Origin of the sequence: Paenibacillus sp. FJAT-27812, from assembly GCF_001273905.1 — a bacterium.
Taxonomy (GTDB): domain Bacteria; phylum Bacillota; class Bacilli; order Paenibacillales; family Paenibacillaceae; genus Pristimantibacillus.
Genome location: NZ_LIGH01000001.1, coordinates 88,683 through 111,602 on the forward strand (window position 1 = coordinate 88,683; position 22,920 = coordinate 111,602).

The 22,920-nt window shown below is 48.2% G+C and carries 20 protein-coding genes and 1 pseudogene; 2 read left to right on the forward strand and 19 right to left on the reverse strand.

Annotation, left to right across the window (positions count from 1 at the left end; all coding sequences use genetic code 11):
• Positions 1–349 precede the first annotated feature (349 nt).
• The 19 genes from bglS to ADU23_RS00465 all read right to left on the reverse strand — a co-directional run bounded on the left by bglS (position 350) and on the right by ADU23_RS00465 (position 22,086).
• Positions 350–1,564: a beta-glucanase gene (gene bglS, locus ADU23_RS31870; protein WP_082310944.1), complete on the reverse strand. Its 1,215-nt coding sequence runs from the start codon at positions 1,562–1,564 to the stop codon at positions 350–352.
• 31 nt (positions 1,565–1,595) lie between these two features.
• Positions 1,596–2,894: a 6-phospho-beta-glucosidase gene (locus tag ADU23_RS00375; protein ID WP_053371921.1), complete on the reverse strand. Its 1,299-nt coding sequence runs from the start codon at positions 2,892–2,894 to the stop codon at positions 1,596–1,598.
• Entirely contained in the window at positions 2,891–3,871 is a 981-nt protein-coding gene (locus ADU23_RS00380) for an N-acetylglucosamine kinase (protein WP_053371922.1), read from the reverse strand. Before ADU23_RS00380 ends, ADU23_RS00375 begins: the two co-directional genes overlap by 4 nt.
• A 158-nt stretch (positions 3,872–4,029) precedes the next feature.
• Positions 4,030–5,196: a family 16 glycosylhydrolase gene (locus ADU23_RS31710; RefSeq protein ID WP_063845920.1), complete on the reverse strand. Its 1,167-nt coding sequence runs from the start codon at positions 5,194–5,196 to the stop codon at positions 4,030–4,032.
• Positions 5,197–5,224: 28 nt separating this feature from the next.
• Positions 5,225–6,886 carry an extracellular solute-binding protein gene (locus ADU23_RS00390; RefSeq protein ID WP_053371923.1) on the reverse strand — a complete coding sequence of 554 codons (1,662 nt, stop codon included), beginning with the start codon at positions 6,884–6,886 and terminating at the stop codon, positions 5,225–5,227.
• A 54-nt stretch (positions 6,887–6,940) separates the two neighbouring features.
• Positions 6,941–7,834, reverse strand: a complete 894-nt coding sequence (locus ADU23_RS00395; protein WP_053371924.1) for a carbohydrate ABC transporter permease — start codon at positions 7,832–7,834, stop codon at positions 6,941–6,943.
• A gap of 22 nt (positions 7,835–7,856) precedes the next feature.
• Positions 7,857–8,810, reverse strand: a complete 954-nt coding sequence (locus ADU23_RS00400; protein ID WP_053371925.1) for an ABC transporter permease — start codon at positions 8,808–8,810, stop codon at positions 7,857–7,859.
• A 131-nt stretch (positions 8,811–8,941) separates the two neighbouring features.
• On the reverse strand, positions 8,942–9,820 hold the full coding sequence (locus ADU23_RS00405) for an AraC family transcriptional regulator (RefSeq protein ID WP_053371926.1): 879 nt from the start codon (positions 9,818–9,820) through the stop codon (positions 8,942–8,944).
• Positions 9,821–10,228: 408 nt separating this feature from the next.
• Positions 10,229–10,681 (reverse strand): hypothetical protein, encoded by a 453-nt coding sequence (locus ADU23_RS00410; protein WP_053371927.1) that lies wholly within the window; start codon positions 10,679–10,681, stop codon positions 10,229–10,231.
• 38 nt (positions 10,682–10,719) lie between these two features.
• Complete coding sequence (locus tag ADU23_RS00415) at positions 10,720–11,625, reverse strand: ABC transporter ATP-binding protein (RefSeq protein WP_053371928.1); 906 nt, start codon at positions 11,623–11,625, stop codon at positions 10,720–10,722.
• Positions 11,618–12,640 carry an ABC transporter ATP-binding protein gene (locus tag ADU23_RS00420; protein ID WP_053371929.1) on the reverse strand — a complete coding sequence of 341 codons (1,023 nt, stop codon included), beginning with the start codon at positions 12,638–12,640 and terminating at the stop codon, positions 11,618–11,620. The genes ADU23_RS00415 and ADU23_RS00420 overlap by 8 nt, the downstream gene beginning before the upstream one ends.
• A gap of 41 nt (positions 12,641–12,681) precedes the next feature.
• The gene (locus ADU23_RS00425; RefSeq protein ID WP_053371930.1) at positions 12,682–13,527 is read right to left on the reverse strand and encodes an ABC transporter permease; all 846 of its coding nucleotides are present in this window, start codon (positions 13,525–13,527) and stop codon (positions 12,682–12,684) included.
• A gap of 4 nt (positions 13,528–13,531) precedes the next feature.
• Entirely contained in the window at positions 13,532–14,482 is a 951-nt protein-coding gene (locus tag ADU23_RS00430; RefSeq protein WP_053371931.1) for an ABC transporter permease, read from the reverse strand.
• Positions 14,483–14,550: 68 nt separating this feature from the next.
• The gene (locus ADU23_RS00435) at positions 14,551–16,164 is read right to left on the reverse strand and encodes an ABC transporter substrate-binding protein (RefSeq protein ID WP_053371932.1); all 1,614 of its coding nucleotides are present in this window, start codon (positions 16,162–16,164) and stop codon (positions 14,551–14,553) included.
• Between the two features lie 103 nt (positions 16,165–16,267).
• Positions 16,268–16,699, reverse strand: coding sequence for a peptidylprolyl isomerase (locus tag ADU23_RS00440; protein WP_053371933.1), 432 nt, complete (start codon positions 16,697–16,699; stop codon positions 16,268–16,270).
• Positions 16,696–16,920: a hypothetical protein gene (locus ADU23_RS00445; protein ID WP_053371934.1), complete on the reverse strand. Its 225-nt coding sequence runs from the start codon at positions 16,918–16,920 to the stop codon at positions 16,696–16,698. Before ADU23_RS00445 ends, ADU23_RS00440 begins: the two co-directional genes overlap by 4 nt.
• 127 nt (positions 16,921–17,047) lie before the next feature.
• Complete coding sequence (locus ADU23_RS00450; RefSeq protein ID WP_053371935.1) at positions 17,048–17,755, reverse strand: TrkA C-terminal domain-containing protein; 708 nt, start codon at positions 17,753–17,755, stop codon at positions 17,048–17,050.
• A 1,029-nt stretch (positions 17,756–18,784) separates the two neighbouring features.
• Entirely contained in the window at positions 18,785–21,073 is a 2,289-nt protein-coding gene (metE, locus tag ADU23_RS00460) for a 5-methyltetrahydropteroyltriglutamate--homocysteine S-methyltransferase (protein ID WP_053371937.1), read from the reverse strand.
• Between the two features lie 110 nt (positions 21,074–21,183).
• A complete protein-coding gene (locus ADU23_RS00465; protein ID WP_053371938.1) occupies positions 21,184–22,086 on the reverse strand; it encodes a LysR family transcriptional regulator in 903 nt (300 codons plus the stop codon).
• Between the two features lie 96 nt (positions 22,087–22,182).
• Between ADU23_RS00465 and ADU23_RS32580 the strand changes: the two genes are divergently transcribed.
• Together ADU23_RS32580 and ADU23_RS34140 are read left to right on the forward strand one after the other, a co-directional pair.
• Positions 22,183–22,377 (forward strand): hypothetical protein, encoded by a 195-nt coding sequence (locus ADU23_RS32580; protein WP_053371939.1) that lies wholly within the window; start codon positions 22,183–22,185, stop codon positions 22,375–22,377.
• A gap of 10 nt (positions 22,378–22,387) precedes the next feature.
• Positions 22,388–22,911, forward strand: a pseudogene (locus ADU23_RS34140) (serine hydrolase domain-containing protein).
• The last annotated feature ends 9 nt before the right edge of the window (positions 22,912–22,920 follow it).

Here is a 22,920-nt window from a genome sequence, read left to right on the forward strand (position 1 = left end):
ACATATGCGGTTGTTGTGGATAAAAAAATGGACATGACGGAGCTAATTAAAGTTACGTACACGGAATTCAAGAAATAATCGCCGAAATGGTAGGTTTTCCACACATAAGAAAAATGGTTCCAGTGCAGAGGCATTTCGGGCAGAGACCACGGTTTGTTCGTTAGAAATTGCGGATTATCCTCAAGCGCGCCAAATAATGTCCATAGAAGCGGATAAAGAACAGCCGCGCTCCATAAAAGGAGAACCAGGATGGCCAGCGTCTTAAAAAATGTTGAAATGTGAATTTAAGGGGTTATTTTCGAAAAATGATCCTCCGCAACACTTGTTGTTACGGAGGATCATCCAATCGTTAATTCAAATAAAGCCTATTTTGCGGAATGATTTGTTTCGCTTGAGACGCACTAGACCAAGATAGCTTAGCTACTGCATCTTCCGTATTATCGTAATATTCAACCTTAATATCGTACTTCTGCCCCGCTGTCAGTTGAATCGTTCCGGACCATTCCGTCGTGGCTTGATCCACCCATTTATTGATGATGAGCTGATTATTCACCCATACCTTGACGCCATCATCGGAGCTCGTATAAAAGGTGTACGTCCCCGAATATTGAGGCTTCACTTTGCCCGTCCATCTTACCGAGAAGGTATCTGCATCCATAGATGGCATCGGAGCGCCAAGGCCCCAGTCGAAGTTTACAGTCGCATCGGTCCTTGTAGCTTTTAGCGAAGTAAAATCCATGTTGTTGTAGTAGTTCGCCGTAAGCCCCGTTCCTTCCACTTCTCCTGTAGGAAGGTCGCTTGCTGGCGTGAATTTGATCCAATCGTAGTAAGCCCGGCTTGGCGTGCCCGAGTATACGAATGGTCCAGTCCATATTTCAGCCGGTCCCGCACCTGACCACAGGTTCGCCATAATATAACCGGGGCTTGTAGGGAGCGCGCCCCGCGATCCGTTCTCCGTATGCACCAAATTACCGTCTACGTACCATTTGATGTAAGTTGGGGACCATTCGAAAGCATAATTGTGAAAAGCCAAGGAAGAGTCGAATCCAAGATCGATAATCGTGCTATGCTGGCCGACACCATTCGTAAAGTAGTTGGCTTCAAGCTTCGTTGTGTCTTTGCCCAATATTTCAATGTCGATTTCATCGTTTGACGTGCCTGCCGCTTGGCCCGAATAAGTGAAGAGGCCAGTAACAAGTCCCGTGCCCTTAGCCGCTTTAATCCGCGCCTCAACCCGCCCGTAACCGTATCTTACATTCGTCGAATATTCGCCCGAAGCATAGTTTTTGCCTGAACAGCTCGCAGGGCAGCCTGTATTATCCAATCGCAAAGCCATAATGCCATTATTAAATTCTTGGTTAGCCGCCCGCCAGCCTACGCCAAAATCCACGCCGTTGCCCCAGCCGTCCGAAGTGTAGAATAAATTGGAATTCAGCGCATTTAGCGGTTCATCAAACGCTGCGTCTGCTGCAAAAGTTTGTTTAGGCAGCATTATAGTGAGAAGCAGCGTACAAGCCGCCATTAATGCTATCATTCGTTTCTTGCCGCTAATTACCATGTTCATGAATACACACCTCTTTCTCAGAGTGGAATTACTAAAAAAACAGTGGTAAATACGTTTTGTTTTTCTCCAGCATCTCCTCAAGCATCCGCTCCGCATCATTTGCGGAAGAAACAAGCGGATGATGCGCAAGTGCCAGTAAGGCCACCCCCCTGTCGCCGGTAATTGCCGCTTCGATCGTCATCTGTTCATATGTTTTCACCGCGTGGATCAGTCCCTTTACAGAAGAAGGTACCGCGGATACCGGCTGAGGAATGGGGCCTTGCTTCGTTACTCGGCAGTTCACTTCGATACAGGCGTCATCAGGCAGAAAATCAAGAATGCCTTGGTTGGATACATTCAAGGTCTGAATATCCCCCGAATCATTATGAAGGGAATTCATTAGCTTCACGGCCGCCTCCGAGTAGTACGCGCCTCCGCGCTGCTCAAGCTGCTTCGGCTTCTCGGAGAGCTCCGGATTGAGATAAATTTCAAACAACTCATCCTCAAGCCGCTTCACCGTTTCGGCGCGTGTCTCGCCACGAAGCGCGGCTGCCTGCTGCTCGGCGAGAATTTCGCGATGAAGATAGAAGTATTTTAAATAATAAGACGGAATAGCCCCGAGAGAGCGAAGCAGAGTGGCATTCCAATCATATTGCGGGACGTTTTTAGCAGAATAGCCATCGCGGTTGCCGAGCAGCTCGGATAGCTTAGGCTCGCCATTTACTGTAATATGATTGATCCAATGCAGATGATTAAGACCGACGAAATCACAATGAATGCGATCAACAGGGACGGAATACAACGAAGACAGCCATTTGTAAGCTGCTATCGGCGAATTGCATAAACCTACCGAACAGATGCTCGAATGTTTATTAATGGCTTCCGTCACCATCCCGGCAGGATTGGTGAAATTAAGCAGCCAAGCGTCGGGGCACAGCTCTTCCATATCTCGGCATATATCAAGAAGGACAGGAATTGTACGAAGACCCTTCAACATGCCGCCCGGGCCGGTCGTTTCCTGCCCGATCATGCCATACTTCAAAGGGATCGTCTCATCCCAGCGGCGAGCTTCCAGCAGACCGACCCGCATTTGGGTCGACACGTAATCGGCGCCTTCTAATGCCGACCGCCGATCAAGCGTCAGCTTGACCTCAATCGGAAGGCCGGATTTTGCAACCATCCGCTGGGCAAGCTGCCCGACGATAGATAGCTTTCGTGATCCTTCCGGGATATCAACCAACACAATCTCCGTTACCGGGAAGGTAGCGTAATTGTTGATAAATCCTTCTATAAGTTCAGGCGTATAGGATGAACCTCCGCCTATGACGGCAATTTTCAGTCGATTACTCATGCTGTTCGAATCTCCTTCACCGATAATTTTGCTTCCAATTGTTCATAGACATTAGCCGCGATATCGCAATTTGAATATTCCATGGCAAGCAGAACGGCTCCCGCAACCGGCTCCATCGCAAGCATTCGCAGCGTGCATGCCGGAGCTGCCTCTCTTATTTCCTTCTCAATGTACGGCGTTACATATTGACTATCCCCTCGTGTCAAAATGCTGCCAACCATCACCAAATCAAATCTATCATTTTGCATGCCTAGCTTACGGATGACCGCACTCGCGGCTAGCCCAAGCTCAGTTCCTTGCCGGCGCAAGATGCCGCGTGCAACCTCATCTTCTCCAGCCACTTCAAACAGGATTTTCGCCAAATGGTACGGTACTCTTAATCCTTCATCCAGATAACGGCTGTACATTTGTTCAACGGACGCAAATTGGAGCATTCGCAAAGCAGCCTGCGTTAGCAGCGTTTCCGCCTCTCTTCCCTCCCATGAGCGAATAACGGATCGAAACACTTCCACCGCCAGATCAGAGCCTCCGCCAAAGTCGCCAAAGGCGTAGCCAAAACCGCCGCATTGCATAACGTCTCCTTGCTTATTCATGCCATAACAATTCGTTCCGCTGCCGCATATGATCACGACCCCGTCCTTTTGCCTTGTTCCCGCTCTCAGGCCAATGACCGTATCGCATACGATTGCATGGTTATCGAAGCCTAGTTTCGCAATCATCGGACGCAGGATGAGAAAGTCTGCTTCACGGTCCGCGCCTGCCAAACCAAACATCGCGAACGCAATTTCGGATTGCTCGATTTTTGCTTCGAGCAACGCCATCGTGACTGCTTCTCGAATATTGCGGCTGGCGAGCTCGACTCCTAATTGGTGGTTGCCGCATCCGCTCACGCCTCGACCGAGAATAGTGCCTGCAGCATCAGAAACGACTGCGAGCGTTTTGCTCCCTCCGCCGTCTACTCCTAAATAATAGTTCAAGCCACTCGCTCCCATATCCATTTCCGAGTTTGGAGAGCCGGATGTCTCTTCGCGGCGAATCGAGCAGCTCGCACAATTCTAATATTCCCGGCTTCCAACTCGTTATGTTTTATTTTTGTTATTTTAGCTGCCAACTGCCGTTAAATCTTAACTTCATTTCATCTGCTGATTTTTACTTGATGAGTCGCTTCATCCCGGGTCAGCTTGGCTCCGATCGTTTCCGTCAGAACGAGCAGCGGAACGTAGGCAACACCATTTTCCAACCAAACAGCGCTTTTCATGACCAGCTTCTTGCCGTTAACGTAAGCAACATTCGAGCCCGCCTTAAAAATCATTTCCGATTTGGAAACCGCGTCCCGCACCACGATTTGATGCTTTGCCGCGTCCCATTGCACGGTTGCATTCAAACCTTCCATTAGAAAACGAAGAGGCGCCATTTCCGTCTGGCCTAGCTTGAACACTGCAGGCTCTCGCTCATCCCGGATCATGAGGCTAACGGATTGTCCCTTAGGAAGGGCTGGATCCACGCTAGTCCCTGGTTGCCGCTTCGGCAGCGTATAAGCGATCCGGTCAACCTCAGCAATCTGGGTCGTGCCCGGATACACATACTCGTTAGCCCAGCCATTGGTCTTCGTAGCCGGCCACATATTCGCTAAAATATAACCGGGAGCAGAGGGAAGCGCCCCCCTTGAGCCATCTTCCGTATGAACAAGCTTGCCGTCCACATACCATTTGATCGAATCCGGAGCCCATTCAAATGCGTAATCATGGAAATCATCGGCCGCATCGAAGCCAAGCGGAATGATCGTCGAATGCATGCCAACGCCCTTAGTAAAATAGTTGGTTTCGAATTGGGTCGTGTTTTTGCCAAGAATCTCGATGTCAATCTCATCCGCCTTGCCATCCGAATCCGCTCCATAGGTGAAAAAGCCGGTTACGACTCCGTCCCCTTTGACCGCCTTCATCCGAACCTCGAACTTCCCGTATCCGTAACGCTGCGTCGTTGAATATTCCCCCGAAGCATAAGGCTTATCGGAGCAAAGCGCCTTATCCTCCGCACATGGTTTGTCGTCAATCAGCAATTTCAGCTTGCCGTCTTGAAAGACGACATGGTCATCTCTCCAGCCGCTAAGAAAAGTGCCGCCATTGGACCAGCCGTTCGAGGCATACCAGCGATCCGTATCCTTCTGGTCGAGCGAGTCTTCGAATGTTGTGCCAAGCGCCTCCGGCTGCGCGGCTTCCTCAGCCATGGCCGTAAATGGCGATGCGGCAAACATTACAGCAGCAATCGATGTCAGCAGCGTTGCTCTGAGCTTATGCTTCACGGTTAACCCTCCTTGCGAAACGATTGTATTATTTCAGCTTGCTTAGGTTCTCTTGCCATCTTTCGGTATTGTATTTAAGCAGTTGTTCATAACCTGCCTTCTGTGCGTCTTTCTCCGCCTGATCTAGAATCGCAAGCACTTCCGCATCGGATTTCGCGCTAATCACCGCTTTTGCGTTCGCTTTCTCATAGATTTCGGAAACAGCTTGGGCGATTATGCCTTCATCCGAATCTCTGGCAGGCGCCAGGTTTACGAACTCCGTCGTATTAAGCTGCGTCTTCCATGTAATTTCCGACTGCCAATACGTCTCCCAGCTGCGCTTGTCAGCAGGCAGCGTGGATTCGAATTTAGACTTCGAATTATCTACGTAGACGGTATTTCCGTTCCATTGGAAGTTGACGGTTGCATTCATCAAATCATCGCGGCCTTTTTGGTCGCTGGTGAACTTGTCGGTAAATATCGGCGCTTCATTGGCATCGGTTCCATCCCAGTAAAGGCCTTCTGGTCCCCACATAATCGTTCTTTGTCCTTCAGGACCTGTAAACCAGTCCAAGAAGGCGAAAATCGCTTCGGGATCTTTGGCTGATTTGGTAATAACGCTGACGTTCCAGCCTAACTGCTTGTAATCGCCGGGGAAAATCTTATTTTTATCAAGTCCCGGCTTATGAATAGGCCAGACCATAATATAACCGGCGGTTGGATCTTTCGCTTTTAATGCCGTGTTGCCCTTTGCGCCAAACTCCGTTGGGCTAGAAGCGGCATAAACCGCGATTTTGCCTGTTACGATTTTCTGCTCAACCTGCTCCAGCTTCTGCGTGAACGCGTCCTGAGAGATCAACCGCTCCCGGTACAGCTTGTTCGCATACTGCAGCGTCTCACGGTAGACCGGATCTACGAATACGGAGGTCAGCTCATTGCCTGAAGGGATCGCCATCATGTTTTGACTGCTGTACAAATAAGGGCGGTTCTCCGCGAAAGCGGATGTAAGGATTTGAATGCCCTCCGCGCCTTGGCCTACCTCGAGAGGCACAACATCCGAATATTTTGCTTTTACCTGCTGAAGATAAGCGTAGAGATCATCCGTTGTCTCCAGGCTCGGAGAGCCCAGCTTCTCATAGATCTTCTTGTTCACTAAATAACCGGAGTTGCCGTTTGGCTGCGTCGTATACCAGTTCGGGAACTGATACAGCTTGCCGTCGGGGGAACGAAGCATATCCAGCGTCTTCTCTCCCGCCCATTTCTTGAGGTTCGGATATTTATCCAAATAATCGTCGAACGGAACAAGCATGCCTTCCGAACGAAGCCTCTCCACTTCCGCTCCACGTTCCATCCAAATGACATCCGGCAGCTCGTTCGAAACAATCATCGTATTTCTTTTTTGCTTCGCGTTGCCGCCTGAGCTGATTGGAATGACGTTTACTTTTTTATTTTCTTTAATCCACTTTGTTGCCAAATCGTCGCCCCATGGCGGCATCGTATACCAGTCATAGTCCCCGTAGAAAGTGAACTCCAGCGGCTGCTCGCCGAGAACAAATCCGGCGCTCTCCTGCTTGCCCTCGCCTGACTTTTCACCGCCTGGCGTGTTTACCGCTTCCGATGAATCATTGTTTTTGGCACAGCCCGACAACACCGATACGGCGATAAGCGCAGCTACCAATACGGTATTAAAGCTTTTTTTGTAAAATTTCATTGATCTGACTCCCTTCTATTTGGTCATCTATGGTTAAAGCAAATGCTCTGAACCCTATTCCTTGAGCGATCCGATCAATACCCCTTTAACGAAGTACTTCTGAACAAAGGGATAGACACATAGGATCGGCACCGTCGCGACCATCATCGTGGCCATCGCCAACGATTTTGTCGTAACCGACTTCATCTTGTTCAAATGGCTGCTTGCCGACGAATCGATTTGGGACATCTGCTCGTTCATGATGTTGGAGTTCAAAATTTGCTGCAGCTTGGTCTGAATCGGCAGCAAATCGACGTTGGAGATGTAGATGCTAGGAGCAAACCAGTCGTTCCAGTGATAAACGGCGGTAAATAGCGATAACGTGGCGAGAACCGGGCCGGACAACGGGAATATGATTCGGAAGAAGACTCCCCAGTTCGTGCAGCCGTCTATTTTCGCGGATTCCTCAAGCCCAGCTGGCATGCCTAAGAAAAAGGCCCGAAATATAATCATGTTCCAAATACTGATTAAACCGGGAATAACCATGACCCAGAACGTATTCATAAGCCCAAGTTCCCTTATCAATAAATAACTTGGAATCAGCCCACCGCTAAAATACATCGTAATAATGCAAGCGATCATGTAAAACTTGCGGCCCATTAATTCCCGCTTGGTCATGCTGTAGGCAAAAATCGACGTTGCCAATATGGTGCCGATCGTTCCTACGACCGTACGCAAAATCGAAATAATGAATCCGTCAATCAGTCGCTTATCTTTAAATACGACCTCGTAATTTTCCAGCGAGAACACGCGTGGCCAGAAAGTAATTCCGCCTTGCATCGTATCCGTTCCCGCATTTAAGGAGATGACTCCCGCGTTCCAGAACGGATAAAAAGCGGTGAATCCAAGTACAGCAAACGCGATATAGATGACAATGGATAAAGCTTTATCACCGTATGAAAGTTTCATGACCTATCCCTCTCCTTCCCCGTTACCACAAGCTGTTACCCGATTTTCTAGCCAAATAGTTTGCTCCCGCGAGCAGTCCCACACTGATTACCGCTTTGAAGGTGCCTGCTGCCGTTGCGTAAGAGAACCGCGAGTTTTCGATACCTATCCGGTACACGTACGTATCAATGACATCGCTTACATCTCTCAGTACCGGATTAGAGCCGAGCAAGAGAATATCCTCAAACCCCGCGCTTAGCAAATTTCCTATCGCTAGAATGGAAAACACCGTAATGACCGGCATAATGGAAGGAAGCGTAATCGTAAATATTTGCCTAAACCGGCTTGCGCCATCCATGGAAGCGGCTTCATATAAATGCGGATCAACTCCAGCAATAGCTGCAAGATAGACGATAGAAGCGAAGCCGATCTCTTTCCAAACGCCCGTTGTCACTAAAATTCCCCAGAAGTACTCCGGCATGGACAGAAAATTAATCGGTTCGTCGATGAAATGCAACTTTTGCAGTAAAATGTTTAGGCTTCCGTTGTCCGTGGAGAGCAGAGAAAGAGCGAAGCCTGACACGATAACCCAAGATAAAAAGTGAGGCAAATAACTAATCGTTTGAATCACTCGCTTGTAGGTCCGGTTTCTAACCTCGTTCAGCATCAATGCCAAAATGATCGGTGCCGGGAAGCCAATGATGAGCTTAAGCAGGCTGATGACAATCGTATTGCGCATGACGTCCCAGAAAACAGGAGCATGAAAGAACATTTCGAAATGCTTAAAGCCGACCCAAGGGCTGCCTAAAAACCCTTTGAAAATGCTGTAGTCCTGAAATGCGGTCAATACGCCGTACATCGGAATGTAGCTAAAAACAAAAATAAAGAGCATGGCCGGCAACGCCATTAACTGAATGTCCCATTGCCGGAGGAATCGTCCGAATCCGCTTGTCTTCGCATAGGATTTCCGTTTGATTTCGATACTAGATTGCTGCATGGCTAACCCCCCGTTCCTAAAATGTTCACTCTAAGCAGCTCGGATTAAATATCCTCTTTCTTCTTACATAGTACCCTTAAAAACCGGGCACATCTCCGCTTTACCGCTTAAAAAGTGACACTATCCAACTGTTATTTAACATTCCAGCTTTTGAAGACGCGAGGTGAAACACCGAGGTGCTTCTTAAATAATCGATTGAAATTGGATAACGTATGGAAGCCGCATTCATGGGCTACCTCCGTTACCTTCATGGTTGTCGTCTCCAGCAGCATCACCGCATGCTCTAGTCGAATGTGAATTAAATAGGCCAGTGGCGCCATTCCGACCACCAAACGGAAAATATCGTTAAACCTGGAGGGACTTAAAAACACGAGCCCTGACAGCTCTTCAAGCGTCCAAGCATGCGCATACCGCTCTTCCATGGCATATATCACCGTGCGTACTTTTTCCAATTGGACGGTATTCAGCTTTTCTTTTGCTCTAACCAGCCCTTCCATCCGGAAGTGACGGTTCACGGAAGCCAAAAAACGAAGCAAATGGGAATACACCATGGAGCTGTATGACTGCCTCTCCGTGATATGCTCCTCTTGCAAAGCAAATAGGATGGAGCGAAGCTCGTCCATCATAGGCTGTTTCCGGTCGAGCAAATTGGTGAAATAAGCGCCCATCTCCTTAAACGGCGACAGAATCTCTGGATCGTAACGCAAATTGCCGAGAAACCATGACGCGTCAAACGTAATGACCAAGATGACCAAATCCTTCGTCTCGTAAGCGCAGTGAAGGTCATTGGAGTTGATTAATAAAATATCGTCTTGCTGGAATTCGAATCGCTGCCCATTGATGATGTAATAGCCTCTACCTGACTTAATAAGATTGATCTCCAGCACATCATGCCAATGAAGCTTTTGATAAAAGGAGTTAACCCCTTCCGTGTCCGCTACATAGATCGGATATTGCTTAGCCATTTTAAATTTCTCTTTAGGAATATCTCTCGTATTCGAAAAAGTCATCACAATCACTCCTTATTTATTTTAAATTGGCCGTTTAAAGCGGGAAAAAGCTACAATTTTCTTCCATCAATAGCAATCTACATAATATCATCATCCACAGCTTTTAAGTCAATGCTCTTCTCTCTTTCGTTCTGCACACAACAAATGCCAGCCTAGAATCGTTGTAAGTGTGGCACAACAATTTTAGGCTGGCATTTGCAAAATATAAATCCGATTTTAGGGTTGCGTCCAAGATGCTGCTTCACCTTAAAACTGCCGGAAAGCGAGGATGAACGAAGCCAGCGCCGCTTGGATCAACGGGTTCGAGCGCATCATTCAGAGGTACATGAAACGTAGTTTCCACTGTTCACGACAAAAATAAAGGGCATCCTTGTATGGATGCCCTCATGCTATTCAATACCTCTATGCTTAACGTTGAATCGGTTCGATCACGTAAGAGCTTGCCTCATCCGCCGATCCACTTGCCTCGCCTTGTATCGACCAACCAAAAGATAAAACGGAAGCCAATTGGTCACGCTCGGCCTGCGTTAACGACGCTGTAACCGCCTCGCGGCCCTCTTCCAGCTCCAGTACCGGCTCTTTGCCGAATGTGATCGAGATCCAGCTCCGGATACCGCGAACCGTATTGTATTTGATGCGGTAACCATGCTTCACTGCCGCTTCGAATACTTCCGGTTCCTGATCCGCATAGCTGGATAGATCCTGATAATTAAAATGATATATACTGTCATCCTCCGGCAGCTCGCGAGAGCGGACTCTGCGAATCAGCTCATCATTTGACCAACCGAGCGCCCGCAGCGATTCAAGCAGCAAAGCATCCCATTGGGATAGCTTAGCCTCTTCTTGTGTTGGATTTGTCATTATAAAACAGCTCCTTCCTGGTAGAATAATTGGATCTACTACTTATGAAGTGCTACAAAATGCCCTGGGCTTACTTCCCGTAATTCGGGCACTTCTTCCGATGCCGCCGCGCTCTCTTTCCACGTAATCCTCTCGACAACCGCGTTCGGGTCCGGCACAGGAATGGAAGACAGCAGCGCCTGCGTGTAAGGATGCAGCGGATTCTCATAGAGCTCGTCGCTATCCGCGACTTCCACGAGGCGTCCTTGGTACATAACCCCGATCCGATCGGAAATATGCCGAACCATAGACAAATCATGTGCGATAAAGAGATATGTTAAACCAAACTCCGCTTGCAAATCTTCAAGCATATTAACGACCTGCGCCTGCACGGAAACATCCAGCGCGGAGATCGGCTCGTCACATACGACAAAATCCGGCCGAACAGACAACGCTCTAGCAATCGAGATACGCTGGCGCTGACCGCCGCTGAACTCGTGGGGATAGCGGTATAGATGCTCACGCTTCAGGCCGACCTTCTCGAGCAGGACAGCAACGGCCTCCTTCCTCTCCTCACCCTTGTATAGCCCATGGATATCCATCGGCTCGCCGATTAGCTCAAGCACGTTCATGCCGGGATTTAAAGAGGAATACGGGTCCTGAAAAATAGATTGAATGCGTCTGCGGAACGGCTTCAGCTGCTGCTCGCCAAGCTTCGTGAGGCTTTGCCCGTCGAAACGGACTTCCCCATCCGTGTAATCATATAACCGAAGAAGACAACGGCCAACCGTCGATTTGCCGCTTCCCGATTCCCCGACAAGCCCGAAGGTTTCGCCTTGGCGGATCTGAAAGCTGACACCATCGACAGCTTTTAGCACTTCTGTGGGCCGTCCCCATACATCTTTGCCTTTGACAAAATGTTTTTTCAAATTTTGCACATCAACCAGTATGCTGCGCTCACTCACCGGAACCGCTCCCCTCTGACTTGTTCGCCGCCTGATCCTGCTTGAAATCACGGTCCGCCAGCCAACACAAGGAACGGTGGCTAGGCCCGACATCGAACATAGGGGGCAGTTCTTTACATTTGTCCATGGCATGAGGACAGCGCTCCATAAACGGGCAACCTGGAGGCGGATTGAGCAAGTCCGGCGGCGTCCCCTCAATTGGGACTAGCCGCTCCCTAGTTCCGCCGCCTCGCTTAGGCACTGATCGAAGCAAACCTTGCGTATAAGGATGCCGGGAACGGTAGAAAATATCCTCCACCTTGCCCTCTTCCATAATCATGCCGCCGTACATCACGATTACGCGTGTACATACCTGCGCCACGACGCCGAGGTCATGGGTGATGAGCGCCACGGCCGTATCGGAGTTGTCCTTCAGCTCCTTGAATAAATCAAGAATCTGCGCTTGGATGGTTACATCCAGCGCTGTTGTCGGCTCGTCTGCAATAAGCAGCTCCGGCTTGCAGGAAAGCGCCATCGCAATCATGACCCGTTGGCGCATCCCGCCGCTGAACTCATGAGGATATTGATGAATGCGCCGTTCCGGCTCCGTAATGCCGACTTTATTTAGAATCGAGATCGCTTCCTTAAGCGCCTCGTCTTTGCTCATGCCAAGATGCCTGCGGATGACCTCTGTCATCTGCTCCCCAATCCGCTTAACCGGGTTTAGTGAGGTCATCGGATCTTGAAACACCATCGCTATTCGATTGCCGCGAAGCTTTCTCATTTTTTTCTCCGGCAATTTGGTCAAGCTCTCTCCGCGGAATCGGATATCCCCGCCGGTTACTTTGCCCGGAGGCTGAATCAGCGATAAAATCGCTTTGGCGGTGACGCTCTTGCCGCTTCCTGATTCGCCGACAATGCCGATTGCTTCGCCGGCTTCAATATGGAAGCTTACGCCGCGCACGGCCTGATTCTCGCCTTCCCTTGAATAGAAAGACACTCTTAAATCCTCGACGGATAGCAGCCATTCTGTCATGGTACGCTACACTCCTTTGTGCATTTTATCTCTCCGCCGGCTTATCTTTGGATTAATTTAGGTTCGAAACCGACGCGCAAAATATCGCCCAGGATGTTAAAGCTAAGTACGGTCAACAAGATGAGCAAACCCGGAAATAAAGCAAGGTATGGCGCTTGCGCAATATAGCCTTGCGCGTTATTCAGCATGCTGCCCCATGTCGCGCTCGGAGCCTGGACCCCAAATCCAAGAAAGCTTAGGGAAGATTCCATCATAATCGCCGATGCGACATTATTGGTCGCGCCAACGATAATGACGGGGACCAGGTTAGGAAGGATATGCCTGCCAATGATGCCGAAGGCGCTTTGGCCGGATGCTTTTGCATACAGCACATATTCGCGTTCCTTCACGGACATCGTCTCCGCACGGACAACCCGGGCAATGTTCATCCACATTAACAAAGCGATAATGACGATAATGTTGCCAACGCTAGGCTTCAAATAAACGCTAAGCAGCAACAAGATTAGAAATGAAGGAATCGACAGGATGATTTCCAACATCCTCATTAGAAGGTTGTCGATCCTGCCGCCGAAATAACCGCTGATAACCCCGACTGCGACGCCGATGCCTGTTGCTATAATCATCGAGGCAAACCCGACCATGAGCGAGATTCGTCCGCCGTACAGCGCCCTTGCGAAATAATCTCTCCCGTAATCGTCCGTTCCGAACCAATGCTGCGCCCCTGGGGGCTGCAACCGTTCCATGACGTTCAAAGCGTTCGGATCCTTCGATGAAAGAAAAGCGAAAATTGCAGCTAACGAAAACACAATTAATATGATGATGGATGCGATCCCGAGGCCGTTCGTGAACAGCTCGTTGCGAACGCTTCGCCATTTACTGCGATTCATGAGATCACCTCTTTATTTGAATTCTCGGATCAGCGATGCCGTACAATATATCTGCAGCCAGATTGCCTAAGATCAGCATCACAGACGAGAATAGCGTAATGCCCATAATAACGGGATAGTCCATCCCCTTGACTGCTGTCATGCCGAGAGTCCCGATGCCCGGCCACGAGAATACCGTCTCCGTGACGATAGCCCCTGCCACCAGATCGCCCATGGACATCCCCAGCAAAGTGATGACCGGAAGCAGCACATGCTTTAGCACATGCCGGAACAGAATGGTCGACTTGTTTGATCCAAAAGCATATTGGATTTGCACGTAATCTTCCTTAAGCTGTCCAATCGTACTAGAGCGAATATACCGCACATAGACGGCCAGAAACCCGAAGGCAAGCACGATGCAAGGCAGTATGCCGTGTTTAACAACATCCCAAGCGGAATCCGTCCCAATCGTACGCATCCCCATACTCGGGAGCCAGTGCAGCTTTATTGCAAAAAAGTACATAAGTAAAATAGCCAGCCAAAACAGCGGTATCGAGATACCAATATAGGAAACGAGATTGATCAGCTTATCAACGAAGCGGTTCCGGTTCGCTCCCGCAATTAGGCCAAGAGGGATCGCCAGCAATACGGCTAGTGCGATCGATATGCCCATCAAGCCTGCCGTAGCAGGCAGGCGCTCCAAAATCTGATCCAATACAGGCTGATGATTAATTAATGAATATCCAAGATTTCCAGACAGGCATTCTTTAATCCAGAGAAAATACTGGACGTACGCCGGCTTATCAAGGCCAAGGCTTGCCCGCATTCGCTCGATATCCTCCGGATGCATGTTAGGCGTTACGAAGGAGAGGACTGGATCTCCCGGCGCCAGCTTAATCATGCCAAAGCAGACGATCGAAACGAAGAACAGCATCGGTATCGTTTGCAGCAATCTTTTTGCGATGAGTTGTCTCATACGTTTTTCTCCCTGCTTTTATTCGCAAAAAAATAAGCTGAACGTTCCAGCTTATTTTTGCCGCGCTCTTATTTCAAATAAAGTTTAGACAAGTCTTCAAAAATAACGACCGGCTTCAGTACGGCTTGGTCTAGCCCGCCGTATTTTTTATCGACAGCTACGATCGTTTTCGTGTAAGCGATAGGATAGATAGCCGCGTCGCTCGCAATGATCTCTTGAAGCTGTTTGTAAATCGCATCACGTTTCGTTGCGTCTGCCTCTCCCGTACCTTGCTCGAAGAGAGTGTCTACTTCCTTGTTCACATAATGGGAATAGTTGGAGCTGCCCGTTGATTTGAACAGGATCGAGTAAGCGTCAGGATCGTATCCCATAATGTAACCCGTCATGGCAATTTCATAATCCTTTGCCTTCTGGTCGATAAATTTTTTCACCCAAGCTGAGGAGTCCATGCTTTGCAGCTCAACCTCAACTCCGATTTCTTTAAGCTTCTGCTGTACGTACAAGGAAACCGCTTCTTGCGCCTTGTTGCCGCTCTGTACGATGAAGCGCAGCTTCAGGCCGTTTACTCCAGCAGCTTGGAGCAGCTCTTTCGCTTTCGCTGCATCGTTGTCAAAAGTTGTTACGTCATTTGTGTGAAACAGGCCATCCGGCGTGACGAACGATTTTGCCGGATCGGCATATTCGCCGGAGCTGTATGCGACTTTAATAATTTCATCACGGTTCAAAGCATAAGCGAGCGCTTGACGCACTTCCTTCTTGCCTAGTACACCGGTGTCGCTGTTTTGGTTAAACATCAAGTATGCCAAGCGGCCTTCGCTATAAGGCGAAATTTCGAAGTTATTTGTCGCTTGAATCGTCGCTACATCTTGTGGATCCAAATATTTAACGTTAATTTCGCCGTTTTGAAGGGCAAGATTTGCTGCATTCGTATCCTTCGCAATCCGGTATGTTATCGAATCCAGATGCGGTTTGCCGCCGAAGTAGTTATCAAAGCGTTCAAGCGTTACATACTCGCCAGTCTTGTACTCTTTGAATTTGAACGCTCCCGAACCAACAGGCGTGTTGTTCTTAGGACTTTTCTCAATATTAGCTTCGCTCTCGAAAATATGCTTAGGAATCGGGAAAACTTGCAGCAGCGTCGCTTCGAAAGCCGGGCTGACTTGCGGAAGCTTGAATTCAACAGTCGTATCGTCCACTTTTACCGCTTGCACGGGCTTGCCCCCGATGATCAAGTTGCCTCTTAGGAAGCTGTTTTGCTTCTCATCCAAAATCTTATCGATCGTGAACACGACATCATCGGCAGTTAGCGGCTGTCCGTCATGCCAAGTCAGGCCGCTCTTCAGCTTCAACGTGTAAGTAAGGTTATCATCCGATAGCGTCAGGCTATCCGCCAGATAAAACGTCTTCTTGCCGTCATTAACTTGATACAAAGGCGCGTAAAGCGCTTGGTCGATTGTTAAGCTAACGCGGTCGCCTGCGTAGTTCGGGTTCAAAATAACCGGATCCGAGGCTACCCCTATAATCAAGCTGCCGCCGTCTTTTGGCTGCTCGCTTGCCGTATTTTCAGGTGTGTTGGCTTGTCCGTTATTAGACGGCGAAGATCCGTTATTCCCCCCGGAGCACGCACTAATCACTACCGTCAATAAAACCAATGAAATGAATCCTGACAAAACCTTGCGCATTGTTCCATCCTCCATGTCTCTCTCAAGATGTTTTTTATGTTAATGAAATTCATTGTATATCGGATTACTCGGAATTGCAATGATGCAAATGAATATTTGTTTGTTATTCATCCCATACTTTTACGTTCTGCATCATATCGCCTCGTTTGAGAGCATCAACATGCTCCATCCCGGACGTAACTTTCCCGAAAACCGTGTGACGGCCGTCTAGGTAGTCATGCTTATCGTAGGAGATGAAAAATTGGCAGCTTCCCGTATCGGTTCCGAAATGCGCCATCGATAACACCCCGCGCTCGTGAAGATGAGGATTGTTGGCTGTCTCGCACAAAATCTTCTCCGTACCTCCGCGGCCCGTGCCATCAGGGCAGCCTCCCTGCGCTACAAATCCTCGAACGACGCGATGAAAGGTCAGTCCGTTATAGAAGCCCTGATTAGCCAGCTTCTCGAAGTTGGCCACCGTGCCCGGGGCATCTTGGTCAAATAGCTCGATATCTACAACTTGTCCTTTTGCTAACGTGATGGATGCTTTTTTCATTTCGAAGTCCCCGCTTGCTTTTCGTCCTGCTCACTCGTTTGCTGCTCGCCGATAATCGCGACAGTCTTCGCCATCTGCTCAGGAGCATAAATTTCTTGAACATCATCCGCCACAAGCGGCCGATATTCATTGTTGCTTCCATAGTATACCTCAGCACGGGGATTCATAGCCAAAAGCAAGTTTATTAATTCCTGCACCTTCAATGTGTTTGTGTTTTCCATGATGTTCTCCCTTATGACGGTTGTTTTCAAACCTTTAACTTCTCGGCAACGATTAGTATACCGTATTTTAACATCACTTTGCCAAAGAAGCGATTTATCTGCTCTTTTGCTTTAAAGATCACTTCCGTTATATAGCCGTAACATCGTGCTCATTCACCCGTTCAGTCTTCGCATGCTTGAGCTCCGTTCTAAAAGCTTTTTCAATTGCGCTTCTATTCCCATACACAAAGAGCTGATCCCCTTCATCGATCTTCATGTCAAAAAGACGGGCCTTCTTGCCGTCCCGCTCCGTGAGTAGAACGGTAAAACCGTCCGCGCAATGATTGATCTCGTTTACTTTTTTGCCCAGCCAATCGGACCGGCCGCTTATTTTTATTTTTGTGAAAAAATCAGTTTTCTCGTCTATATACAGCACTTCCTGGATCGGCAGCTCATGCAATGCGAACTCCTTCTCCAGATGATGCTCCGTTTTCTCCGTTAAAAAAGCCGCGATCCGTTTGTTTTTCACAATAATCAAGATTGCTCCTAAAGCCGTAATTGCCCAAACCAACTGATGAATGCCGAAATTTTGCGATAAAAGTTGGCTGAGTGACGAAATGATCACAGCTAGCGAAAATACGCCGAAAGCAATCAAAAAAACGGCAATACGCCTGCGGATTGGATGCCTGATGACAAGCTCTGACTCTTTTGTTGTAAAACCGGTAGCCGTCAGCATAGAAACCGCTTGAAACCGTGCGATCTTCTGATCAAGCCCTGTCACAACGAGCAGCGATGCGGCTATTTCTACTACCATTAAAATAACTGCGCCATAGATCACTATAAACAACCATCCCATTCGAATCGCTCCTATCCGCCACATCCTTATTTCTGTAGATGTACCCGAATGAAATGCGATAGAATCGGCTAAGTCATTCTAAATATTTCCTTCTGGCGATTGTTCATGCTCCTTATCGAAACACTCGAAACATAGCAAGGTTTTATCCTCAAGCACGTTTCCGTTAATAAATCCGTCGTTGCAATAAATAGGTTTCTTACATGCCGTGCAGCTGCCCACAAGTTCCTGTATCACGGCCACCTCCCCTAACAGTCAGTAACGATTCTATCCTTTAAAAAGATCCGCCACAAGCAAAACCGCTTAAAAAAGGGCTGCTGTAACGCTGCAAAAAGCCAATACCTATTAACCCAATCGTTCATAGAATAGGGTGTGAGAGTAGGAAGCAGACACTTTGGGGGCCGCATCAAATCGTAACGAAAGAAAGGAATGCTGAGCTGCTATGGGATGCCAGATTGGACGGATTATTATCGAAAACAACAATGGTACGATTATATTTGGGAATGTCGGGACGATAAATATGAATACGACCTCTGTTGCCACCGAAGGCAATGATCGTGAATCCAGAGAATCGGCTTCTGCCGATAATGAACAATCGTCCCTGAATACAGCAAACGACATTAATTTCGTAGATTTAATGCGAAGGCGCTCCCGAAGAAAACGATCGAAGAAGCGGTAGTTTAGATCGCGATTTTGTTCCGTGGTCGATTTTAAAAATGACCGTTCCTGAGCTATTGTTATTATTGACCAGGATATTTAGCTTTGTGCCATCGCTCGGCGAAGGCCAATGTTCCCCATCCTACAACGTATCCGTTATCCTGAATCATGTTCACCTTCCTATATCCGTCTATTAAAAGGAATCAAAGAGAAACTGGGATTATTATCCTATAATAGCAAATATCGCACCTGAAAATCTATCAATCTTTGCACTAAATCTCGGTTTTGTTTGTATTCATTTGTAAAATAAAAAGAGCAGGCGCCGCGGCCTGCTCTTTCAGCTTCGTTATTCAGCTATCGATTTATGACCAGCAATTACACCTGTACAGAATGTTTCGCGCGCGCGAGCTGCGTAGCTTCAACCATGTTGCGCAAGGAATCGACCGTTTCTTCGAATCCACGCGTTTTAAGTCCGCAATCCGGATTGATCCAGAAAAGCTTAGGATCAAGCACACGCAAAGCGCGTTCGATCATGCTAGTCATCTCTTCCACTCGCGGAATACGCGGGCTGTGGATATCGTAAACGCCTAAACCAATGCCCAGCTTGTAAGTGTTCAGCTCGAAGCTATGAATCAGCTCACCATGGCTGCGGGATGTTTCGATCGAAATGACATCGGCATCCATCGCTTCAATCGAATCGATCATGTCATGGAACTCGCAATAACACATATGCGTGTGAATTTGCGTCGTGTCTTGAACCGTGCAAGTAGTCATGCGGAACGCTTTGACCGCCCATGCCAGGTACTCCGCTTGGTCTTCTTCCTTAAGCGGCAGCCCTTCGCGAACGGCTGGCTCATCCACTTGAATCATGCCGATGCCCGCTTGCTCAAGCGCTTCAACTTCTTGTCTAAGCGCATATGCCAGCTGGTAAGCGATTTGTTCACGCGTAATATCATCACGGACGAACGACCAGTTCATGATCGTAATCGGACCTGTCAGCATTCCTTTAACCGGACGCTCGGTTTTGGTCTGAGCGTACTTGGTTTCCTCGACGGTCATCGCTTCCTCGAACGCCACATCTCCAAAAATAATAGGCGGCTTCACGCAGCGGGAACCGTAAGATTGTACCCAGCCGAACTGTGTGAACGCGAAGCCTGCAAGCTTCTCGCCGAAAAATTCAACCATATCCGTTCTTTCAAATTCGCCGTGCACAAGAACGTCCAGCCCAATCTCTTCCTGCAGCTTGATCCAAATATCGATCTGCTCCCTAATGAAGCCAGCGTACTGTTCATTGTTCCATTCGCCTTTGCGCCACTGCTGACGCGCCTTGCGCACCTCTGCTGATTGCGGGAAGCTGCCAATAGTCGTCGTCGGAAAAATCGGCAATTGCCATTTCTGCTGCTGAGCAACATGGCGCTTTGCGAAAGGCAAGCTGCGCTCCGGATTCTGTGCGCTGATAGCTGCAACTGCCTGCTGAATGTCGTTACGATTGCGTTCACCCGACTGCTTAAGCGCCTGTAGAGCTGCATCGCATTTTTCCAATTCAGCCGTAATTTCTGCTCCGCTTGAAGAAACGGCTTTTGCAAGAAGGACAAGCTCATCCAGCTTCTCATCAGCAAATGCAAGCGCATTTTTCAGCTCAGGCAGCAGCTTCGCCTCGTTTTGCACCGTAACCGGGACATGCAGCAAGCTGCATGAGGACTGCACGATTAGCCGATCAGTCGTCACGATTGCCGCAAGCTCTTCCAGCAAGGTCAGCTTCTCGCGAAGCGAAGCTTTCCAGATGCCGCGGCCGTCAATAACGCCTGCGCCTAGTACCTTATCCGCCGGGAAGCCTAACGCTTTAATAGACGAAATGTTGCCCGTGAATCCATGAACGAAGTCCAGTCCCACACCGTTAACCGGAAGCGCAACGATGTTACTGTAGTTCTCTACCGATTCAAAGTAAGTCTGCAGCATGATGTTCAGGCTAGGAACTGCTGATGCAAACGTCTCATAGATTGTTTTCAACCGCTCTAGATCAGCCGCGTTTAATTTCGTTACCAGAATCGGCTCGTCAATTTGTACCCATTGAACCCCTTCACTCGCCAGCTCTTGCAAAATCTGTACATAAAGCGGAAGCAAGCGCTCAAGCCAAGCATCCGTCTCCGATGCGCTGTACCCTTTGGACAGCTTCAGGAAAGTGAGCGGTCCTACGATAACCGGCTTGCCCTCGATACCAAGCTCTTCTTTCGCTTCGCGGTAAGCCTGCAGCGGCTTGTTCTCGGTGAGAGCCGGTGCAGCGCCATCCAGCTCAGGCACGATATAGTGATAGTTCGTATTAAACCACTTCGTCATTTCGCTTGCTGTTGCATCCTTCGTACCACGGGCAATGCCATAATAAACGGACAAGGGAACAGCGCCGCCCTCATAGGCAAACCGTTTTGGAATGATGCCGAACATAGCGGCAGTGTCAAGAATGTGATCATAATAGCTGAAGTCATTAACAGCGATAAAGTCGATGCCTTTTTCCTTCTGCTTACGCAAATGGTTCAAACGGATTTCCTTCAGTTTATTATGAAAGTCCGATTCTTCGAGCTTGCCGGACCAAAATGCTTCGAGCGCCTTCTTCCATTCACGATCAGCACCAATACGCGGATAACCCAAAACACTACTCTTCACCATCTTGCAACACTCCCTAAACAAATTGTTACAAGAAAGATATCACGTATTCGCAGGTATAGTGTAACTGGATTAAACTATATCTAGTTATAGCCTAAGGCTATACCAAAATATTATTGTGCTGTCGCTTGTATAAGGGCCTCCACATATGCCGCTCCGAGCTTGGATAACGAGGCGTTTTTATGGGAAATCCAACCGACATTAATCGTTTCCTCAATATCTAAAGGTACGGGAATAATTTCATTGCCGTTTAAATCGGCGCTCAGAACCCCTGTCGATATCGTATATCCGTTCAAGCCAATCAATAAATTGAACAGCGTCGCGCGATCGTTTACACGAATGCTTTTTTTATGCGACATCGTACTAAGGATCTCTTCTGAAAAATGAAATGAATTATATTCGCCCTGGTCAAAGGACAAATACGGGTAATTTTGAAGCTGGTCCATAGACACGATGGACTGGTTGGCGAGCGGATTTTTGATGCTGATGAAAATATGCGGCTTAGCTGTGAACAAGCTGACGAATTGCAAATTCGCGGTTTTGAGCAGCTTGTTGATGACATTTCCATTGAACTCGTTAAGATACAAAATGCCAATCTCGCTGCGCAAATTTTTGACATCCTCGATAATTTCATAGGTTTTGGTCTCGCGCAAAGTTAACTCATATTCATCCTGGCCGTATTCCCGAACCAAGCTCACAAATGCATTTACAGCGAAAGCATAATGCTGAGTAGACACTGAAAAATGCTGCGGGGAAGGTTTGGCATTCAAGTACCGGCTCTCAAGTAGCTCCGCCTGCTCCACTACTTGCCGGGCATAGCTTAAAAACTCAACGCCCTCCTTAGAGAGCGATATCCCTTTATTTGATCGATCAAAAATCGCAACCTGCATTTCCTCTTCCAAGTCCTTAATCGCATTTGAAAGACTGGGCTGAGAAATAAACAACCGCTTCGCCGCTTCATTAATGGAGCCCCGAGTAGCGACCTCGATCACGTACTTTAATTGTTGTAGCGTCAATGGAATACTCCCCTCTAACACTCGTTTACTTTCTTCTATTATACAAATAAATGGAGCAAGCTGCTGCCGCGCCTGCTAATTTAAGGAAGGTGTTGGATGTCGATGAAGGAATTGCTGGGCCATTGGAATATTACAGAGGGAACCTTGGATGCGTCGCCTGAGGATGTAGAGCTTGACTCTAGGCAGCTAAGCAAGCTGGATAGTCACTTCCAGAATTTAATTGCGCATCAACAAATTCAAGCAGCCGGATTCCTTGCGCAAACTATCTTCGATCACGAAGGCGTTCACTAGCGTATCCATCATGAAATTAATCGAGGACGGCAAGCTGTACATCGATTTCCCCGTAGCTCCTATATTGGAAGAGTTCAATAATCCCGTTCATAAAGAGATCACCTTGTTTCATTTGCTGACGCATACATCCGGCATTATGCCAGTGACAGTTTACTATAATGAACCTTATCCGCGTGAGTGGTGGGGCGCAGGCGGCATGGATAATTGGATTAGCAAAGTGCTGCAAGGTCCTCTTGTTTGCGAGCCGGGGCAGCCTACAACTATTCCACAGTCGGCTTTGCCCTGCTCGGAGAGATGATCTCCCGTGTATCTGGCATGGCGTACGAAAGCTATGTTATCGAAAATATCATTCAACCGCTCAAGATGAACCGGACGTTTTTTGATGTGCCCGCGCATTTGCATGCCGAGGTATGTACTGTGATTTCGGGCCTAGGTCTCTTTTCTCATTCCTTTTCTATCGACACTATGGAGGATGCTGGATATAATGGAATAACTCACTATTCATCCATTTTTATCAATAAACTTATTTCGTAGAGGAGAATT